Genomic DNA, 19059 nt, shown 5'->3' on the forward strand with positions numbered 1-19059 from the left:
ATTTTTACTTCTTGGTCAGAAAAAGGTCTTTAGAATGAATATTATATTGTGGTTAGTCACCGTTATCGGTGCTGTAGGCGTAGTCAGTTTTCTCCGATTGAGGTTACTTAACGCCTGTGTAATTGTTGGCTTAGTGTTGCTACTTGCAACTACCTTTGGATATGTTGGCTTTTTCACTTGGTTAGTGTTTTTAGGCATTGCGATTCCGTTGAATATGGAATCTGTTAGAAAGCAATACATGACACAGCCAATGCTCGATATGTATCGTAAAATCATGCCTGAAATGTCCACTACTGAAAAAGAAGCAATTGATGCCGGTACTGTTTGGTGGGACGGTGAAATCTTCAGTGGTAATCCTGATTGGAGAAAATTGCATGCCATTCCAAAAGCAGTTTTAAGTGCGGAAGAGCAAGCATTTTTAGATGGGCCTGTTGAAGAAGCCTGTCGTATGGTTGATGACTGGGAAGTGCACCACACTCGGGCCGATTTATCGCCTGAAACTTGGCAGTTTCTTAAAGACAACAAATTCTTCGCCATGATCATCAAAAAGAAATACGGTGGTTTGGAATTTTCCGCCTATGCGCAATCCAGAATATTACAAAAGTTATCAGGTTGTAATGCGGTTTTGGCTACTACCGTTGGTGTACCCAACTCTTTAGGTCCTGGCGAACTGTTACAACACTATGGTACCACTGAACAACAAGATCACTACTTACCGCGTCTCGCTACTGGGGAAGAAATACCTTGTTTTGCGTTAACCGGTAGAGAAGCAGGCTCAGATGCAGGCGCTATTCCAGATACTGGTGTAGTGTGCAAAGGCACTTGGCAAGGCGAAGAAATCATTGGTATGAAGCTTACCTTTGATAAACGCTATATTACCTTAGCTCCCGTCGCCACCGTAATTGGCTTAGCTTTCAAGATGACAGATCCAGAAGGTCTGTTGGGTGGTGAGTCAGATTTAGGAATTACCTGTGCCTTAATCCCGCGCGATACAAAGGGGTTAGAAATTGGTAATCGACACTTTCCTTTAAATATCCCATTCCAAAATGGGCCTTTGAAAGGCACCGACATCTTCGTTCCACTAGACTACATAATTGGTGGTGCAGAAATGGCTGGCCAAGGCTGGCGTATGTTGGTTGAGTGTTTATCGGTGGGACGTTGTATCACCCTGCCCTCAACAGCTGCCGGTGCTACAAAATCAATTGCCCTAGCAACGGGCGCTTACGCGCGAATTCGTCGCCAATTCAAAATTCCTGTGGGTAAAATGGAGGGCATCGAAGAAATGCTTGGTCGTATCGGCTCAAACGCATATATGATGGATGCTGTAACAAGTCTATCCACAAAAGGTGTCGATTTAGGCGAAAAACCCTCTGTCATTTCAGCGATTTGTAAGTATCACTTAACCGAAAATATCCGTTCAGTAGTAAACGATTCCATGGATGTTCACGGCGGCAAAGGCATAATGCTTGGTCCAAATAATTATTTGGGTAGAGCTTATCAAGGAACACCTATTTCAATTACCGTTGAAGGTGCAAACATTTTGACCCGTAACATGATGATTTATGGGCAAGGCGCAATACGCTGCCATCCATTTGTGTTAAAAGAAATGTATGCCGCAGGTAAAGAAGATGAAAGTGAAGCCTTAGCAGAATTTGATCATGCAGTGTTTGGTCATATTGGTTTTGCAATGAGTAACTTCTTCAGAAGTTGGTGGTATTCGTTAACAGGAGCAATCACGGCCGATGCGCCTTTTGATGATGAAACCAGTAAATACTACAAAGCAATGAAGCGCTACAGTGCCAATATGGCATTATTATCAGATGTTGCAATGGCTGTTCTTGGCGGTGAGTTAAAACGCAAAGAAAGACTTTCAGCGCGCTTAGGGGATATTTTAAGCTATCTTTACTTAGCATCAGCTACCCTTAAAAAGTTTGATGACCAAGGTCGTCAAAAAGAAGACTTAGTGCTGTTACACCGGGCAATGCAAGACAGTCTTTATTCATTGGAAACGGCTATTGATGAGTTATTGCATAACTTCCCCAATAAAGTTTTAGGTTATTTCTTGCGGGCGATTATTATGCCGTTTGGTAAGAGTTTCACCAAACCTGGTGATGAATTGGATCATAAAATTGCCACCCTTTTACAAACCCCAGGTGAGGCCCGTAATCGTCTAGCTGAAGGTCAATACCTAGGTCGTGACGAAGGCAATCCTATGGGTAAATTGGAGCAAATTTTAGATGACATTTTAGCCGCTGAACCACTGTATGACAAAGTGTGTAAAGCTGCAGATGAGCGCTATCCATTTACGCAGCTAAATGAAGTAGGCAAAAAAGGATTGGAATTGGGCGTGCTAACCGAAGAAGAGTCTGAATTAATGGCACGGGCTGAACAAGGCAGATTAGATACTATCAACGTTGACGATTTTGCACCTGAAGAGCTAATGGCTGATAAAACCCTACTCAAACCTAAAAGAAAGCCCCGCAGCAAGGCAAGCTAAAGCACTTTTTAGCAACTAGAAAAACTGTCTAGAACTGAAAATATGCCTAGAACTAAAAATCCCACTTACTAAGTGGGATTTTTTTGTCAGCTTAAAACCTACAAACCTGCGTTCATCCTCGCGCTAACAAATTAACCAGATTAAAACTCCCCCATTGCTAATGGTTAATAGCGGAGGCCGAATTCTAGCGTGCAACCAGCAGGAACAACTTTAGACTCAATAGCCGTTAAACGGATAAAATCAATTTTACTGATCTGATCCTGCTCTGAGATTTTAGAAATCTGAAAATACCCTGAACTATAAGGTTCCTTATCAGGACGAAGTTCTAAATATGGATATTGCCGATAAAGCCAATCGCCCTGTAAATATTTGTTAAGCTGTGTAGCGGGATTATCGATAATAAAACGGTATTTGCCATTGGGCTTCAATTCTAAATCAGCCTTCAATTGGCAATCTTCGTTTACTTCAAGCTGATAAGTTTGTGCAAGATCTTGCTTAAATACACCGCTATGAAGATTTGTTTCAGCTGGAAATACAAATAAAGCTAGCGAGTTTTTCGTGTACCAATGGTTCCCTTTCGTCAAACCTTGCACATTATCGACAGCTATATCTAATTGTTCAAATATGTTTTGTGCAACCGTTAATGTTTCAGCATCCTCTAATAATAATGAATACAAGATGGTATTTTGGGTAATCGAGGTGGGAAAATCGAAATCATTAAACTCAACTAAAAAATTGCGTGCCGTTAACGCTTCATTGAGTTCATTAGTTTGTTGTTTATCGAGGTATTTGCCGTAAATATAAACCTTTGGTTGCGACGCGCACCCGCTGATTAACCCAATAAAAACGAGGATGTTTAACAATAGAATTGATTTCATAGAAGGCTTGGACCTGTCATATTTTACATGCAAATTTTCATGGGCAACCTATCATTAGTTGCCATAAAACTAGGATTGTTTTAGCAGATGCCAAACCTTAGGGATTTTACTACTGTTGAATTGTATTATTCGCAACCTTGGGTTTAAGCTAACGCTAAGCGGAATGCTCTGACCCTTATACGCCTTTATTTAACAATGCTTTTTTCTCATCGTCACTTAAAAAAGCAGCTTTAACCCCATTCAGTTGGATGGTTTTTAATTGCTGCTCTGATATCCCTAAAACTTCATGCGCAATCTGGTATTCATGGGCAATATCAATATTTGAAACGGCAGGATCATCAGTGTTTAAAGTGACTAAAACATTGTGCTTTAAAAATGTCGCCATCGGATGTTTTTTTAAATTTTTTACAGTAGCGGTTTGATAGTTCGATGTTGGGCAAGACTCAATCGCAATTTTATTATCTGCCATATACGCCAACAGCTTTTCATCTTGCACAGCAGTAACACCATGACCAATCCGAGAAGCGCCTAGCTTGTATATCGCATTCCAAATACTTTGTGGACCATCTGCTTCTCCGGCGTGGACGGTAATGTGCCAGTCTGCATCTCTGGCCTTTACAAAATGATCCATAAATAATTCAGCAGGATAACCCAATTCATCGCCAGCTAAATCTAGTGCAACTAGGTCGTCTTGGTAAGCCAATAAAGCATCAAGTTCTTGCATACAAGTTTGTGCACCAAAGGTGCGACTCAATATGCCAATTAAATTGGCTTTCACAGCAAAGTCTTTTTCGCCGGCTCTGACCCCATCAATAACAGCGGCAATCAGATCAACCATATTCAAATCGTGAGATTTAGCCATGTAGTAAGGAGAAAAGCGCAATTCAACGTAATCTAAGCGACTATTCTTAGCATCTCGCATATTCTCATATGCCACTTTATAACAAGCGTCATAGTCAGCCAAAACTGACACACCCACATCAAGTTTTGCCAGAAAAGCCAACAGATCACTGGTTTTATCATTAATCTGGGTTAACTGTTCCACTTCTTGCAACGTGTTAGCAAGTAATTGAATATGATGTTTTTGGGCAAGTTCCCATATTGTATGGGGTTGAATATTACCATCTAAATGCCGATGCAAATCAACTAATGGCAAAGCATAATCTATCATCAAAAAGACCTTGAAAAATTAGTTAAATTTGAGTTTTCGGAATATCTAAATATTAGACTGCAACTTTTCAACTAACAATACAGCTTGCGTTCTGGTGTTAACTTTCAACTTCTTAAATATGGCACTAGTGTGCGCTTTAACAGTTGCTTCAGTCACATCCATATCATAAGCGATTTGTTTGTTAAGCAAGCCTTCTTGCAAATAATTCAGCACCTGAAACTGCTTTGGGGTTAACTCGGCAACCATCAATGCAATCTCTTGCTGCTCACCAGATATGCTATCGATACTACTTTTCAAATCTTCAGGTACCCAAGTACCACCTTCAAGAACGGTATCTATTGCCTCTGCAATGGATGCAACAGCAGCTGATTTTGAAACAAAGCCCTTTGCGCCGTAACCAAGGGCCTGAGAGATTATCTTGGGATGATCGCTAGCAGAAATAACAATCACAGGGATGTCAGGGAAATCTCCACAAACACGAATAACCCCATAAAATTTTTCACAGCCTGGCATGCTTAAATCAAGCAGTATGATATCAATATCCGAACAAGCTTGGATTGACTCTAACGTTGTTTCAAGCCCATCTGATTCAACGAATTGCACTTCCTCATATAAAGGAGTCAAAGCACCTTTTAATGCTTCTCTGAATAACGGATGGTCATCCGCTATTAGAAATTTTGGCATGAAACTTCCCTTGTATTTTTAATTATTAATATATCGTCAAAATTACGCTTAGACTTTAGTCTATATTTTGATAAGTTTAAACTAAGTTTTTACAGTTGTATTCAAATATTCAAAGTTTTAGCTCGATTTGCTTACACCGATCGCCACAGGTAGAATTGCCGAAAATTTTCTTTAATCGTGTTTGTGAGTTAAAAACGATGAGCCAAAAAGACGCGATATACTCGCAACCAAAATCAAAAGTAAACGATTTCTGTTTTGATGAAGCAGTTGCGCAAGTATTTCCAGATATGATCCAACGTTCGGTACCGGGTTACAGCACCATTATCGATAATATAGGTTTAATTGCCAATCGCTTTGCTCAGCAAGACAGTAATCTATACGACTTAGGCTGTTCGTTAGGTGCTGCGAGTTTAGCCATGCGTCGCAGTGTTAAACAATCGGACTGTAAAATCATAGCCGTTGATAACTCTCAGGCAATGGTAGATAAATGCCTACTGCACCTTAACGCATTTAAATCTGACATACCGGTAAATGTATACTGTGATGATATTCTTGATTTTGAGATTAGCAACGCCTCGGTAGTTGTGCTGAATTTCACTATGCAGTTTATCCCTCCGAATCAACGAGATTTTCTAATCCAAAAAATCTACTCTGGGATGAAACCTGGCGGGGTTCTTGTGCTGTCTGAAAAAATTAGTCATGAAAACAGCTTAGCCAATGAACTAGTGATTGATTTACATCACGAATTTAAACGAAATAACGGATACAGCGAATTGGAAATAAGTCAAAAACGCTCTGCAATTGAAAACGTCATGCTAATTGATTCCATACCTACCCATCAAAATAGGTTGGCCAATGCGGGCTTTAAGAATTTTGTGATGTGGTTTTGTTGCTTCAATTTCACTTCAATGTTGGTGGTTAAATAAGTATGGCTCATGACTGGTTTAAACAATTTTATGCGCTTATTGCACAGACTCAATTAAGTGATTGGCTAGAAGTATTGCCCGCGCAAATTTCGGCTTGGGAAAAGCAGCAGTTACATGGTGATTATGCCAAATGGCAAAAATTGCTAAGCAAACTTCCGCAAACTAATGTGTCACAGACCGATTTGAAAGAAGCGGTTAGAATGGGTACTGCAGACGATATTGATGAATACACCAAACGCCAAATAACCGGTTTGTTAAAACAGTTTAAACCTTGGCGCAAAGGTCCATTTTATATTCATGATATTTTTATTGATACAGAATGGCGTTCAGACTGGAAGTGGGACCGTGTGCTGCCCCATATTGCCCCCCTCGCAGGCAGGACAGTATTAGATATTGGTTGCGGCAGTGGATACCATATGTGGCGGATGCTTGGGGAAGATGCAAACTTTGTTGTAGGCATAGACCCAACGCAATTGTTTTTAATGCAATTTCAGGTCATTAAACATTTTAATCCTAACCCTAACATTCATTTGTTACCCATTGGCGTAGAACAACTCCCTGATTTAAAAGCCTTCGATACGGTTTTCTCTATGGGTGTTTTATATCATAGACGTAGCCCCATTGATTTTTTACAACAACTTAAACAGCAACTGCGACCTGGTGGACAATTGGTCCTAGAAACGCTGGTAGTTGAGGGGGATGAGCACAGCGTATTAATGGCCGGTGAACGTTATGCGCAAATGCGTAATGTGTGGTTTTTGCCCAGTACAAAGGCGCTAACTGTGTGGTTGCAACGAGTTGGCTTTAAACATGTAAAAGTGGTTGATGTAGGACCTACAAGTTTAGATGAACAACGCAAAACAGAGTGGATGGACAGTCAATCATTAGCTGATTTTCTCGACCCCAACGATCATACAAAAACGATTGAGGGCTACCCTGCCCCCATTCGAGCAGTGCTCACGGCAACGGTTTAAGTATGTAATTAGGGATAACTGCAGATACAAACGCTAGGCTTAACGCCACTTCAACACATGTTCTGCGCAAACTTAGCGAGTGAAATCATTAAGCGCAATCACCTATTTGTGATTGCCAGCTTATTAACCGTTTGCAGGGCGACTATCTTGCATCAGAACATCAAGTTTCTTTTGCGCCTGCTTTTGATTAGTTAAATCTTTAACTTCAATCATTTCACATTCATCCCTTATCATTTCTGAAATAAGACTGGGATAATGGCGACAATCTTCTGGTCTATTTTGGTAAATGCTACAGCTATACTTTTCGCTGGAAAGCGGGTTTTGTTGAGGCTCGATTTCCAAGAATGGGCAGGTTTTCAATCTGTTTCCCGACTCAGGATCGAACCATATTTGATTATTCTTAACGTATTCAAATATCTCGGGGTTAAATATTTCCCACAAATCAATTTCTTCTTTACTCGCGCTAAGATCGCCACCGCCGTATTTAATACAGCACTTTCCGCATTGATTACAATCTTTCATTATTTACTAATTTATAATCGATATAGCGCGCTAGTCTAACAAAAATATAGATTACGCGCGGCGTAAAACTTGTGCTTAACTTTTTTCTGCTGCAACCACTGATATTTCGACCAACAGCGCTTCTCTTGCCATTTTTGCAGCAACACAGGCACGAGCCGGTGCGTGGCCTTCTGGAACCCATGCATCCCATACGGCATTCATCGCAGAAAAGTAACTCATATCTTTGACATAAATGGTTGCTGACAATATGTGATTTTTATCGCTTCCTGCTTTATGTAAAAGCTCGTCGACTTTTTCCAACATAGTAGTTGTTTGTTCAGTAATATCTTTTTCAGCGTCTTTGCAGACTTGCCCACATAAGTAAATGGTGCCGTTATGTTTAACAATGCGGCTCATCCGCGGGGTGCTTTCGATTCTTTCTATCATAGTGTATGTTTGTTTGGCAGGTTTGAATGCGGGCGAGAATAACACAACGACTGGCTAAACTTAAATGTCAAATAACCAGCCGCCGGTTCCGATTTTTATGCGTCTGCGGCCAAAGCCATACATTCAATTTCAACCCTACCGCCTAAACCTAGACCGCTACCAGCAACGGCACTGCGAGCAGGTAGAGACTCTTTGAAATACTCAATATAGACTTTGTTGACATCCCCCCATTCGTTAATATCAGCTAAGAACAAGGTGCATTTGATCACTTTGTCCATGCCTGAACCAAATCTCTCTAAGGTTGCCTTAATATTTTGCAGAGCTTGATGTGTTTCGGCTACCACGCCCCCTTCCACTAGTTTAAGTTGGCCGGGGATCACACCTAACTCGCCTGATAAATATAAGATCCCATTCGCTTCTACTGCTTGGGAAAAGGGCAAATTTAACTGTTTAAATTGCTCAGAACTAAGACGTTTTATGCTGTTGCTAGATTGTGGATTGGCGTGACTGCTAATTGGAAACAACAATAGCAAACTACATAAAACAAAGATTACAGTCGAAAACGATTTCATAGCAACTCCATTGTGCTGAGATTAATTTAATAAATAGGCTGAGGTATATTGGGAAAGTAGCAAATTAGATAATCCATGGGTTTGTTTATCTTGTCCCATGATATATCCCTCAGACATACAAGACTGTTTCATTTGTCCTAATAAGCCGAGTCGGAAAAGATACTTTTCTTGGCGACTTAGTTCATCAGGCACAGTAATTGTTTTACCGTCTATTTGCCAATCACCGTTTTCCAACAAAACTTGATTACAGGGTGCTGGATTTAAGGTGGCGATGAATTGTCTTGGTGTAGCCATTTCCCAGCCATGTCCAGCACTTGGAAAGATAGTACTGCCAATTGCGGAACCTGCGTCTCTTAAACGATTCTCAAGACGTGCACAGGCCTCCAAGTCATTTGATTTGTCTTCTGCCCCACGTAAGCTAAATAATGGCGCCCCCGTAGTTTTAGCGGTTTGTAAATCAAAATGACATGGGCCGTAATAATCTAGATGTAAGGCGAAAGGCAAAACCTTCGCGGCCATATTTTGATGAATTCGACTGTCCAAAGCGGCACGGGTCGCCATTCCGCCATAGGAAAAGCCCATTAAGCCAATTTTTTCGGGATTAATTGCCGGATGTTGGTTTAGAAATTTTAGCGCACCGTATGCGTCAGCAGTTTCATCTGCATCGCTGACAATGGCCACTCGCAGCCCATAGGGCGTTTCGTCAGTTACGCCCCGAGCTCCATAGGAATTAACCACTAAACCAGCAATACCGTGATCAGCCATCCATTGACCATAGGCAATTTCACGGCTAGGCAGAATTCCCCCACTGCCGTGAATAATTACCATTGCAGGAACTGGATTGCTGGCACTTGCCCCTTCGGGCAAGAACAATTGCGCTTTTACGGTAGTTTCAGCGAGATTTTGTTCCGCTAAGACAAGCCATTTGTAATCTCCAGGGGTAACTGAAGAAAAGTAAACATCGCCATTGGTCTGCGCCGTTACTTCACTTACTGGCGGATAATCTGGAAAATCAGGCAACGCTGGTGGCTGCCTCTTTTCCTGAGATAAACTAGCAAATGTGACAAATGCTAAACACAACAAAAATACTCGCATTGTTTTCTCCTTAGAAGCTATAAACCACTTCTACACCGTAAGTGCGAGGCTCTTGATAATTTGAAGTAACTGTACCGAAAAAGTCTTTACGATTATCAGTCGGATCACGAACGTCAGCTAAGTTACGGCCCCAAAGGTACGCTTCCCAACCATTGTTAGTGCCGAGTAGACCTATGCGCGCGTTAACTAGAGTGATGCTGTTCACATGGCCAAAATCGACAACAGTGCCATCGGCCAACGTTGCAGTTTTGACATTATCAACTGTGGTAAAAAATCCACTACTGTGAGTAACATCAAAGCGCAACGTTAAATCAGCGTTAAGTGAACTAATTTCAGTTATATACTGAGCACCAATCGAAAAATTACTGTCTGGTGCATTGATTAGATCTTTTCCTTCGGCATTACCGCCACCAGTTAGGCCACCGGGAAAGCTATCAAATTCAGTGTCCAGTAATCCCATACTTGCTTGAATTTCTAGGTTGCTAATAGGTCTATAAGTCATTTCAAGCTCTATACCTTGGGTATTCGCCTTGGCAGCATTACGGATTGAAATTGAGGATGCACCATTACCCAAGTCTATAAATTGATTAACTTGATAGTTTTTAAATTCAGAACTAAATGCTGCGAAGTTTAAAATTAAGCTGTTACGGTAAAAGTTACCTTTTAAACCCAACTCTGCACTACCAACGGTTTCTTTATCAAATTGAATACCCGCTGCGAGGTCGGCATTGGTGATGAAGTCGAGATTATAACCGCCGCTTTTAAAACCAGTTGAATATTTAGCATAACCGTTTAGGTTTTTATTAAAAGCATGGTTAAAGCTCAGTGCATAAGATACATAGTTGTCGCTACGTGAGTCGACCAGTTGACCGTCAGTACTACCAATACCAAAAATCCCTGAAGCAGAACCGTCTAGCAACCAATCAAGATCTTTTGTCTCATCCGTATAGCGCAATCCCAAAGCTAGCGAGCTGTCTTCGCTCAGGTCATAACCACCGTTAAAATAAGCGGCATAACTGTCGGTTGTCACAAAGCCAGTATTGGTTACTACTGAACCTGGTACGTTCCCAAACAAGAATGAATGGACACCATTGATTGCATCTCGTCGAGTATCTGCGTCTTGACGGTATAAATACAATCCAGCGACGTAATCAAGGCCGGAATCATTTTGTGGAGAGATGAATTGAAATTCTTGAGACCACTGCTCATATTGATCAGAATATTCAATCACCAATAAATCAGCCGCTGCATAATCCGAATCATTACGATAAAAAATATCGGTATCACGATATGCTGTAATTGATTTTATGTCGTAGCCATTGTCCATAGAATAAGACAAGTCTAATGATCCGCCGACTATATCGCGCTTCTCAAAGGTATCTATAGTGGTGGCGACTTCATCTTTCTCTGGAGCAGCCAAATCCAGCATAGTGCTTAGGGTATCGGAAATCGCTTCCCCTAAAAATGATAGGCGTTCGGTGTTCAGTCCATCTACGCTAAAGTTAAGCTCTAACTTGTCAGATAGTTGTGAGCGAAACTGACCGCGATAAGCTAAGGCATCACGCTCGTTTAAATCGTTGCCTGTCGTAAGGTTTTTGATATACCCATCACGATCCAACTTAGTAACCGAAAATTTAGCCGCACTGGTATCCGAAATGGGTACGTTAATCTGGCCCTGAATTTCCCGAGCGCCCATGTTACCTATAGAAGCACTCAATTTTCCTTCGAGCTCGTCAGACGGCTTTTTGGATATTAAATTAATTGCACCAGCTACCGTGTTTTTACCAAACAGGGTACCTTGTGGTCCGCGTAATACTTCTACTCGTTCTAAATCAAGTAACTCTTGGTTTAGAGCTGGAGACTGACCAAGATATACGCCGTCCAAATAAACCCCTACTCGCGTGTCAAAACCGATATTTCGGCTGTTCGCCCCTACCCCACGAATCGTAATGGCCGAGGTAAAGTCAGTGGTGCGAGTAATGGATAAATTAGGAATGAAATCAGCAAGTTCAGTTAATTGGGTAATCCCAGTTTGCTCAATACTGGACGCACTGAAAGACGAAATTGCGATGGGGACTTCAGATAATTGTTGGGTTCTTTTTTGGGCGGTAACAACAACGACTTCATATTCTTCTTCATTGTCAGTATCCGCTTGCGGTGTTTGTTGAGCGATACTGTTGGAAGACAAAGCTAATGCGATACTGGTAATCAGGCCTTTTTGACAAATGGAAAATTTGCTGGGTAAATCAGTAACTAGACTTTTCATTAGAGGTTCCTTTTACTCTTTTTTATAAAACAAATCATTTAATTAGATTAACTATTTTGTTCAGTTGTACCATGTTGATAGTATTTTCTTAACTTGGCAAGCTAAGTTGTTAATGAAATTAGAAAATTTGTTAATTTACACATGATTTGTTGCGGATAAAACGCGCCTATAAACGGCAATATAAATAGCCAATGAGGCTACAATTAAGGCCAAATTATCGGTTATTTAGGTCTAGGAAGAGTTTATGGGATAGTGAAAGTCGAAGCCTATCACTTGCTCCATTTTTGTACAGCAAGATCATCAGATTGTCTTTTTTCAATCCAATACTCAGCATCGTCCCTAAGTTCCTTTTTCCAAAAGGGAGCTTGGGTTTTTAAAAAATCCATTAAAAACTGGCAAGCCTCAAACGCCTCTTTTCTATGTTTAGCACTCACTCCGACAAACACAATCTGTTGATTGACATCTAACTGCCCAATTCGATGAATGATAGTGATTGCACCTAATGACCACTTTTGGGTCGCTTGTAGAACCAAATCTTCGAGTACTTTCTCCGTCATTCCAGGATAATGTTCGAGGAATAATCCCTTAACATTTGCACCTAAATTCATATCCCGAACTAAACCAGTGAAGGTAACAATGGCACCATATTGAGTACCATGATTTTTTAGTCGTTGATATTCTTCAGCATGCTCAAAATCTTGCGGCTGTACGAGAATGTTAATTAACTGGCTTGCTTTAAACATTATTAGCCTCCAGTGACCGGAGGGAAAAACGCCACTTCGTCATCTGCTTGTAAAACAGTATCAAAGTCACTTATGGTCTGGTTAACCGCAACCAAAATATTACCGCTTGATAGATACTGTTGCCAAAGTTCACCCTTAGAAGCCAAAACATCACGCAAAGCATGCACAGTATCGGGGGTTTCGCTTAACAATAATTCTGCAACACCCAGTTGTTCTCTCAGTTGACCAAAAAACAGTATTTTCATCAAACCCTCTTTAACACGATTGAGATTCGCTGCGGTGCCAATTGCCTGTCTTTCCACCACTTTTTTGCTCAACTTTAATATCGCCAATTAACATATGCGGATCAACCGCTTTGCACATATCAAAAAGCGTCAATGCAGCGACAGAAACAGCCGTCAGCGCTTCCATTTCAACGCCAGTTTGCCCCGCCAGTTTGCAGGTAGCCAAAATATTTACGCGATTTGTTGTTGTATCAACATTAAAATCCACTTGTACTTTAGATAGCATTAATGGGTGGCACAGCGGAATTAGATCAGCGCATTTTTTCGCGGCTTGTATACCTGCAATGCGAGCCACCGCAAAAACATCACCTTTTGCGTGTTGTCCATTTGCGATCATACTTAATGTATCAGCCTGCATTTGCACAAATCCAGACGCACTGGCTGTTCTTTGTGTGACGGCTTTGTCGGTTACATCCACCATATTTGCCCGACCTTTGTGATCGATATGGCTTAGGCTTTTTCCACTTTCTGTTGACTGATTACTCACCTTATCCCCTACTTTCGCATTGCTCAATATTGAGGTTTTTTAGGTGAACCACAAAATTACAAGGTTTATGACGACTATCTAATTGTTCCAGTAATATATCTTGCCAGCCGGTTTTACATGCACCAGTTGAACCAGGTAAACAAAATATAGCTGTGCCGTTTGCCATTCCTGCCAGCGCTCTGGATTGCACAGTAGAAGTACCAATTTGTTGATAAGAAATATGTCGAAATAGCTCGCCGAACCCTTCGATTTGCTTATCAAATAGTACTTCTAATGCTTCTGGAGTCATATCCCTTGGTGTAAAGCCTGTGCCGCCAGTGGTGATCACTACCTGAACATTTTCCGCTAAGATCCAATTAGAAACGATACTACGCAGTTGATATTTATCATCTTTACAAATTCGCTTCTCCACCACTTGATGCCCAGCATTGCTTGCCGCCTCAACTAGGTAACGTCCCGATGTGTCAGTTTCCTCATCTCGGGTATCCGACACAGTTAACACTGCGATATTCAGTGCTATAAACTTACTGGTAGCAGGCATTTGTCCTCCATAAAACTGTTCTAAACCCCATCTAGCATGGAAACATTTGTTTCACTTGTTGCATTTGTTCGGGCGTATTTACATTATAAAAAGCATGTTGTGAAATTTGGTCTTCAGACAATTCAATTTCAGTTGCGGCGAGTTTTTTCAGCAACGAAAATATAGATCGATCATTGGATTGAATTTGCCCATTGAGTGTTTGCTTAAAATTATCATCTAAGATGATAAAAAACGGCATAGGATGAGATTGGAAATAACAAGCTGAATGCTGTTCTCGCCCCTGTAAAGCAAGTTGCTTTAGACTATCTGCTGGGAATACCGGCATATCAATGGGAACAACTAAAAAGCTGTCGACATTGGCTAATCGATGTTCAGGAAGACTTAATACCGCATCCAGTGCAGCTAAAGGCCCCTTATCAATCAATCTGTCGGTAAGCGCACCTTTTAAGGTGTTAGAACTAATCACCTGATTTTTGATCCCGATGGATTCAAAACGATTGATGGCAAGTTGTAAAAAAGACACGCCAGCCAGATTCAATGTGGACTTATCAACCCCCATTCGACTAGACCGCCCTCCGGCTAAAATCAGTCCCAAGGTTTTGCTTAAGCAGTCTGGTTCAGCCAACATCTTTAACCGCCTAACATTGCCAAGTGTTTAGTGGCACCCGTGAAACCTTGATCTAACCAATGCGTTGCATCTTTATCACCTAACAATTTTTGCAATTGTCGCTGTAATTGCTGTGTATCTTGTTGTTGTAAATATTCTCGAATATCCAAACCTTTATCAGCAAAAAGACATAGGTGTAACTTACCAGTTGCACTTATTCTAAGTCGATTACAGGTCGCGCAAAAGTCTTTACTGTAAGGCATGATAAGGCCAATTTTACCCTGATAATCAGGGTGCCAAAATTCTTGAGCGGGCCCGGCGGTGTTATTTTGGATCACTGGGCTCCAACCGTTTTCAGTTAGATACTGCTGAATTGGCTCACCAGACAAATGATTTAATTTGAAAAAATCTTTGTTTTCACCCGTCTCCATCAATTCAATAAGTCTAAAGGTAATAGGTGTATGTTTTAACCAGTTTAAAAATACACTGAGTTCGTTACCGTTATATTGGCGCATTAGCACGCCATTTACTTTGACTTTTAAGCCACGTTCAATACCACGACTGATACCTGCCAAAATCGTTTCGAGTTTATCGTGTCCGGTGATACTTTCGAACATGCGAGGATCAAGGCTATCTATGCTGACATTCAGCGAATTCAGACCCGCATCTACCCAAGAGTCGATTTGCTGTTCTAAACGATAACCATTGGTGGTAATTGCAACCTGTTCAATACCAGGTGTTGAGGCGGCAATTTGTATAATCTCAGGGAGATCTTTGCGTAATGAGGGCTCACCTCCGGTTATCCTAATTTTCTTAGTTCCTAGCTCTGCAAAACCAGCACATATTTGGCGAATTTCAGACAAACTTAAAAAATTACGATCGGAGTCGCATTGGTAACCATCAGGAAGGCAATAGTCGCAACTGAAGTTACAAACATCTGTGACGGACAGCCGCAAGTAATGGAAGCGACGTCCATATTTATCTTTTAACACGTTAAACACCTTTCCAAAGTCACGAACAACCAAATTGTTGAACATGTAGCGGGAGGCAAACTAGTTTCCCAATTTACCCTGGCAACCCATTATAGTTGCGGCCAAAACTACCTATATTGTATTTCAATACTTAGTAATAGAGGCTCGGAGTTTCATTTTTACTATCACTTACTATATTAAGATCTTACTGAGCGTTAGTATAGCATTGTTGATAATGGCATTTAACCTCACTATTGAGGTGCAACGCAAATTGTTTATTGTTGATGAAGATAATCGAGCTTATTTGAAATCAATGAATCTTATTTTGCACAATTGTATAAATAAAATTAGCACCATATTGGCACGTTTGTTGTAAGTTCTATTTGATGATAATGAAAATTCCAATTAATTATTTACTCTATAAAGGCTAATTTTGAAGGTAACCCCAGAATCTAAAAGGCTACTTGAAGCCTTTATCGAAAAACACCAACTCGATGCGAACTTTGGCGACGTTGCGCTAACATGGTTCATCCCTTTAGCTGAAAAACTAAAAATGCACCATGACGGTGCAGAAGGACCGATTTTTGTTGGTATTAATGGTTGCCAAGGTTCCGGTAAATCCACCCTAACAGAACTGATACTCACCTATTTAGTAGAAATAAAACAACTGCGCGTGATAAACCTTTCACTCGATGACTTTTATTTTTCAAAAGATTATCGACAACAGTTAGCGCAAAATATACATCCTTTATTAGCGACCCGTGGCGTACCAGGGACCCACGATACAGCGTTATTAAAACAAGTATTGCTCAGTTTAAAGGAACGCAAAACAGGGTTTGCCATTCCACGGTTTAATAAAGCAACAGACGACCCTTTCCCAACGGAAGATTGGCCTATCATCGAAGAGCCTGTGGATATTATATTGATGGAAGGTTGGTGCTGGGGAGTCACTGCGCAAACCAACGAGCAGCTGTCAGTGCCGGTAAACACCTTAGAGTCTGAAGAAGACAGCAATAGCGTTTGGCGCACTTTTGTTAATCAACAACTGCAAACTGAATATCAAAACTTATATCAATTAATGGATTTTTGGGTAATGTTAAAAGCACCTTCTTTTGAATGTGTATTTGATTGGCGCTTGCAGCAAGAACAAAAACTTATCCAAAAATTGGCAACTGCTTCGAATTCTGAAGCTAACAGTGGGATTATGTCAGCAAACGAAATTAAACGATTTATTCAGCACTATCAAAGACTAACGGATCAGAGTTTGGCTACTCTTAGTGAAACCTGTGATGTCGTATTTGAATTAGATAAACATCGAAAAATTATCAACGTAAAGGGGATAAAATGAGCGACCAGTTTGTCATTTTTACCGATATGGATGGCACATTACTGGATCATCATTCTTACAGCCACGAAGCCGCAAAAAAGATGCTCGCTTTTTTGAAAAAAAATAATATTCCAGTAATTCCGAATACCAGTAAAACCTATGATGAAATGCAGGAATTGACCGAGCAATTAGATTTACAAGGTCCGTTCATTGTGGAAAATGGCGCGGCAATCCATATCCCACATGGTTTCTTCAAGAAAAAACCCGCACATACCCAATGGGTTGGTAAAAATTGGGTTCGCAATTTCACCTCCAAGAAAAGTTATTGGTTAAGTTTACTAAAGAAAATTGAAAGTGATTTTGCCGGTCAATTTACCCACTTTTCAAAAATGACACTTTCCGAGATATGTGATGCTACTGGATTAGAACCGGAACAAGCAAAACGGGCTGCAAATAGGTTATACGGTGAACCAGTATTATGGCTTGGAAGCGAACAACAAAAGAAAGAATTTATCAAGTGCGTCACGCAATTGGGGGCTAAAACCCTGATAGGCGGACGCTTTATTCATATTTCAGGAGAAACAGATAAAGGTGCTGCGTTAAATTGGTTTGTCGGTGAATTACAACGCCAATATCCAGAGATAAACTGGGTTTCAATTGCATTAGGAGACGGTCAAAATGATGCTGCTATGCTTGATGCTGCAGACATTGCAGTGCGCATCAAGTCTCCCGTTAACGACTACCCGCAATTACAACGTACAGAAAATGTGTTTGATAGCCAACTCGAAGGACCTGAGGGTTGGACTGAATGTCTTCAAAAAATATTAAATTTAACGTTAAAGGAGCCAGAAAATGGCTGATTTTTACCAAAACGGAATAACCACAACATTACACCAACTTTCAAAACGTCCCATTGATGAAATGGAATCTGAATTGTTGGCCTTTTCTAAAAAACGTCCTTTAGGGCTGCTATTGCCAAGTTTGTTTTCTGAACTTGAGGGCGAAGCAATGCCTGAAATCATCAATCATATTTGCAAAGTTCCTTATTTAAATGAAATTGTAATTGGTTTGGACAGAGCTTCAAAAGAGCAATATCAGCACGCCATTAAGTTTTTTGACAAACTTCCGCAACACCATCGTATTTTGTGGAATGATGGCCCGCGTTTAAAAGCCATTGATAAAGAATTAGCCGACATGGGCTTAGCGCCAAAAGAAATGGGTAAAGGCCGCAATGTTTGGTATTGCATGGGCTATATTCTTGCCACAGGACGGGCAGAATCCATCGCGCTGCACGATTGTGACATTTTAACCTATGATCGAAGCTTACTTGCCAAATTGATTTATCCGGTTGCTCATCCACAGTTCAATTATGAATTTTGTAAAGGTTATTATGCCCGTGTAGCAGATGGGAAAATTAACGGTCGTGTTTCCCGCTTATTAGTGACTCCGTTGTTACGAGCGTTAAAACGCACCGTAGGTAATAACGAATACTTAGAATTCATGGACAGTTTTAGATATCCATTGGCGGGCGAATTTTCATTCAGACGTGATGTGTTAAATGATATTCGTATTCCTAGCGATTGGGGATTAGAAATAGGCGTGTTGTCCGAAATGCACCGAAACTACTCCCATAATCGTTTGTGTCAGGTAGACATTGCTGAAACTTATGACCACAAACACCAAGATCTATCCTTACATAACGATCAAGGTGGCTTGTCTAAAATGTCCATAGACATTACCAAAGCACTATTTCGTAAGTTGGCAACGCAAGGGTTTACATTCACCAATGAGTCCTTCCGTACACTCAAAGCGACCTATTTTCGTATTGCATTAGATTTTGTTGAAACATACCACAACGATGCGGTAATGAATGGTTTAGAACTAGACATCCATAGAGAAGAAAAAGCGGTAGAAATGTTTGCTGAAAACATTATGAAAGCAGGTCAAAGTTTCCTTGAAAACCCAATGGAAACACCCTTCATACCTAGTTGGAACCGAGTAATGAGTGCGGTTCCAGATATACTCGAACGCATCAAAGATGCTGTTGAATTAGATTACGAAGAGTTTCGATATTAACAGTAAGGGGAT

At 40.7% G+C, this 19059-nt stretch carries 20 protein-coding genes and 1 riboswitch; of the genes, 6 read left to right on the top strand and 14 right to left on the bottom strand.

Going from position 1 to position 19059, the window contains the following annotated elements; translation table 11 throughout:
• The first annotated feature begins 34 nt into the window (after positions 1-34).
• Entirely contained in the window at positions 35-2497 is a 2463-nt protein-coding gene (gene fadE, locus KO530_RS05720; RefSeq protein WP_216047454.1) for an acyl-CoA dehydrogenase FadE, read from the top strand.
• A 164-nt stretch (positions 2498-2661) separates the two neighbouring features.
• Here the strand turns inward: fadE and KO530_RS05725 are convergent, their stop codons facing one another.
• The 3 genes from KO530_RS05725 to KO530_RS05735 all read right to left on the bottom strand — a co-directional run bounded on the left by KO530_RS05725 (position 2662) and on the right by KO530_RS05735 (position 5230).
• Positions 2662-3408 (bottom strand): hypothetical protein, encoded by a 747-nt coding sequence (locus tag KO530_RS05725; RefSeq protein ID WP_216047455.1) that lies wholly within the window; start codon positions 3406-3408, stop codon positions 2662-2664.
• Positions 3409-3550: 142 nt separating this feature from the next.
• A complete protein-coding gene (gene add / locus KO530_RS05730) occupies positions 3551-4546 on the bottom strand; it encodes an adenosine deaminase (RefSeq protein WP_216047456.1) in 996 nt (331 codons plus the stop codon).
• A 45-nt stretch (positions 4547-4591) separates the two neighbouring features.
• Positions 4592-5230, bottom strand: coding sequence for a response regulator transcription factor (locus KO530_RS05735; protein WP_216047457.1), 639 nt, complete (start codon positions 5228-5230; stop codon positions 4592-4594).
• A 197-nt stretch (positions 5231-5427) separates the two neighbouring features.
• On the opposite strand from KO530_RS05735, the gene cmoA reads away from it, so the two are divergent.
• Positions 5428-6156 (top strand): carboxy-S-adenosyl-L-methionine synthase CmoA, encoded by a 729-nt coding sequence (gene cmoA / locus KO530_RS05740; protein WP_216047458.1) that lies wholly within the window; start codon positions 5428-5430, stop codon positions 6154-6156.
• Positions 6157-6158: 2 nt separating this feature from the next.
• Positions 6159-7130, top strand: a complete 972-nt coding sequence (gene cmoB / locus KO530_RS05745) for a tRNA 5-methoxyuridine(34)/uridine 5-oxyacetic acid(34) synthase CmoB (protein WP_216047459.1) — start codon at positions 6159-6161, stop codon at positions 7128-7130.
• A gap of 123 nt (positions 7131-7253) precedes the next feature.
• On the opposite strand, the gene KO530_RS05750 is transcribed toward cmoB, so the two are convergent.
• The 11 genes from KO530_RS05750 to moaA all read right to left on the bottom strand — a co-directional run bounded on the left by KO530_RS05750 (position 7254) and on the right by moaA (position 15665).
• Positions 7254-7652: a YkgJ family cysteine cluster protein gene (locus tag KO530_RS05750; RefSeq protein ID WP_216047460.1), complete on the bottom strand. Its 399-nt coding sequence runs from the start codon at positions 7650-7652 to the stop codon at positions 7254-7256.
• 75 nt (positions 7653-7727) lie between these two features.
• Positions 7728-8078, bottom strand: a complete 351-nt coding sequence (locus tag KO530_RS05755; protein ID WP_216047461.1) for a RidA family protein — start codon at positions 8076-8078, stop codon at positions 7728-7730.
• A 95-nt stretch (positions 8079-8173) separates the two neighbouring features.
• Positions 8174-8650: a Rid family detoxifying hydrolase gene (locus KO530_RS05760; protein ID WP_216047462.1), complete on the bottom strand. Its 477-nt coding sequence runs from the start codon at positions 8648-8650 to the stop codon at positions 8174-8176.
• A gap of 21 nt (positions 8651-8671) precedes the next feature.
• The gene (locus KO530_RS05765; protein WP_216047463.1) at positions 8672-9745 is read right to left on the bottom strand and encodes a dienelactone hydrolase family protein; all 1074 of its coding nucleotides are present in this window, start codon (positions 9743-9745) and stop codon (positions 8672-8674) included.
• Positions 9746-9755: 10 nt separating this feature from the next.
• Positions 9756-12011 (bottom strand): TonB-dependent receptor, encoded by a 2256-nt coding sequence (locus tag KO530_RS05770; RefSeq protein WP_216047464.1) that lies wholly within the window; start codon positions 12009-12011, stop codon positions 9756-9758.
• 269 nt (positions 12012-12280) lie between these two features.
• On the bottom strand, positions 12281-12754 hold the full coding sequence (gene moaE, locus KO530_RS05775; protein ID WP_216047465.1) for a molybdopterin synthase catalytic subunit MoaE: 474 nt from the start codon (positions 12752-12754) through the stop codon (positions 12281-12283).
• Between the two features lie 2 nt (positions 12755-12756).
• A complete protein-coding gene (moaD, locus tag KO530_RS05780) occupies positions 12757-13002 on the bottom strand; it encodes a molybdopterin converting factor subunit 1 (protein WP_216047529.1) in 246 nt (81 codons plus the stop codon).
• Positions 13003-13009: 7 nt separating this feature from the next.
• Entirely contained in the window at positions 13010-13525 is a 516-nt protein-coding gene (moaC, locus tag KO530_RS05785; protein ID WP_216047466.1) for a cyclic pyranopterin monophosphate synthase MoaC, read from the bottom strand.
• Between the two features lies 1 nt (position 13526).
• Positions 13527-14066 (bottom strand): molybdenum cofactor biosynthesis protein B, encoded by a 540-nt coding sequence (gene moaB / locus KO530_RS05790; protein WP_216047467.1) that lies wholly within the window; start codon positions 14064-14066, stop codon positions 13527-13529.
• 31 nt (positions 14067-14097) lie between these two features.
• Positions 14098-14694, bottom strand: coding sequence for a molybdenum cofactor guanylyltransferase (gene mobA / locus KO530_RS05795; RefSeq protein ID WP_216047468.1), 597 nt, complete (start codon positions 14692-14694; stop codon positions 14098-14100).
• 2 nt (positions 14695-14696) lie between these two features.
• Entirely contained in the window at positions 14697-15665 is a 969-nt protein-coding gene (moaA, locus tag KO530_RS05800; protein WP_216047469.1) for a GTP 3',8-cyclase MoaA, read from the bottom strand.
• Positions 15656-15827, bottom strand: a riboswitch (molybdenum cofactor riboswitch). Its footprint overlaps the gene before it by 10 nt.
• 250 nt (positions 15828-16077) lie before the next feature.
• Here moaA and KO530_RS05805 point away from each other — a divergent pair.
• The 3 genes from KO530_RS05805 to KO530_RS05815 are packed head-to-tail and all read left to right on the top strand — an operon-like array spanning position 16078 to position 19047.
• Entirely contained in the window at positions 16078-16992 is a 915-nt protein-coding gene (locus tag KO530_RS05805; RefSeq protein ID WP_216047470.1) for a kinase, read from the top strand.
• The gene (locus tag KO530_RS05810) at positions 16989-17831 is read left to right on the top strand and encodes an HAD-IIB family hydrolase (RefSeq protein WP_216047471.1); all 843 of its coding nucleotides are present in this window, start codon (positions 16989-16991) and stop codon (positions 17829-17831) included. Before KO530_RS05805 ends, KO530_RS05810 begins: the two co-directional genes overlap by 4 nt.
• A complete protein-coding gene (locus KO530_RS05815) occupies positions 17824-19047 on the top strand; it encodes a glycosyl transferase (protein ID WP_216047472.1) in 1224 nt (407 codons plus the stop codon). Before KO530_RS05810 ends, KO530_RS05815 begins: the two co-directional genes overlap by 8 nt.
• The last annotated feature ends 12 nt before the right edge of the window (positions 19048-19059 follow it).

It is taken from the genome of Aliiglaciecola lipolytica, assembly GCF_018860635.1.
Lineage (GTDB): Bacteria > Pseudomonadota > Gammaproteobacteria > Enterobacterales > Alteromonadaceae > Aliiglaciecola > Aliiglaciecola lipolytica_A.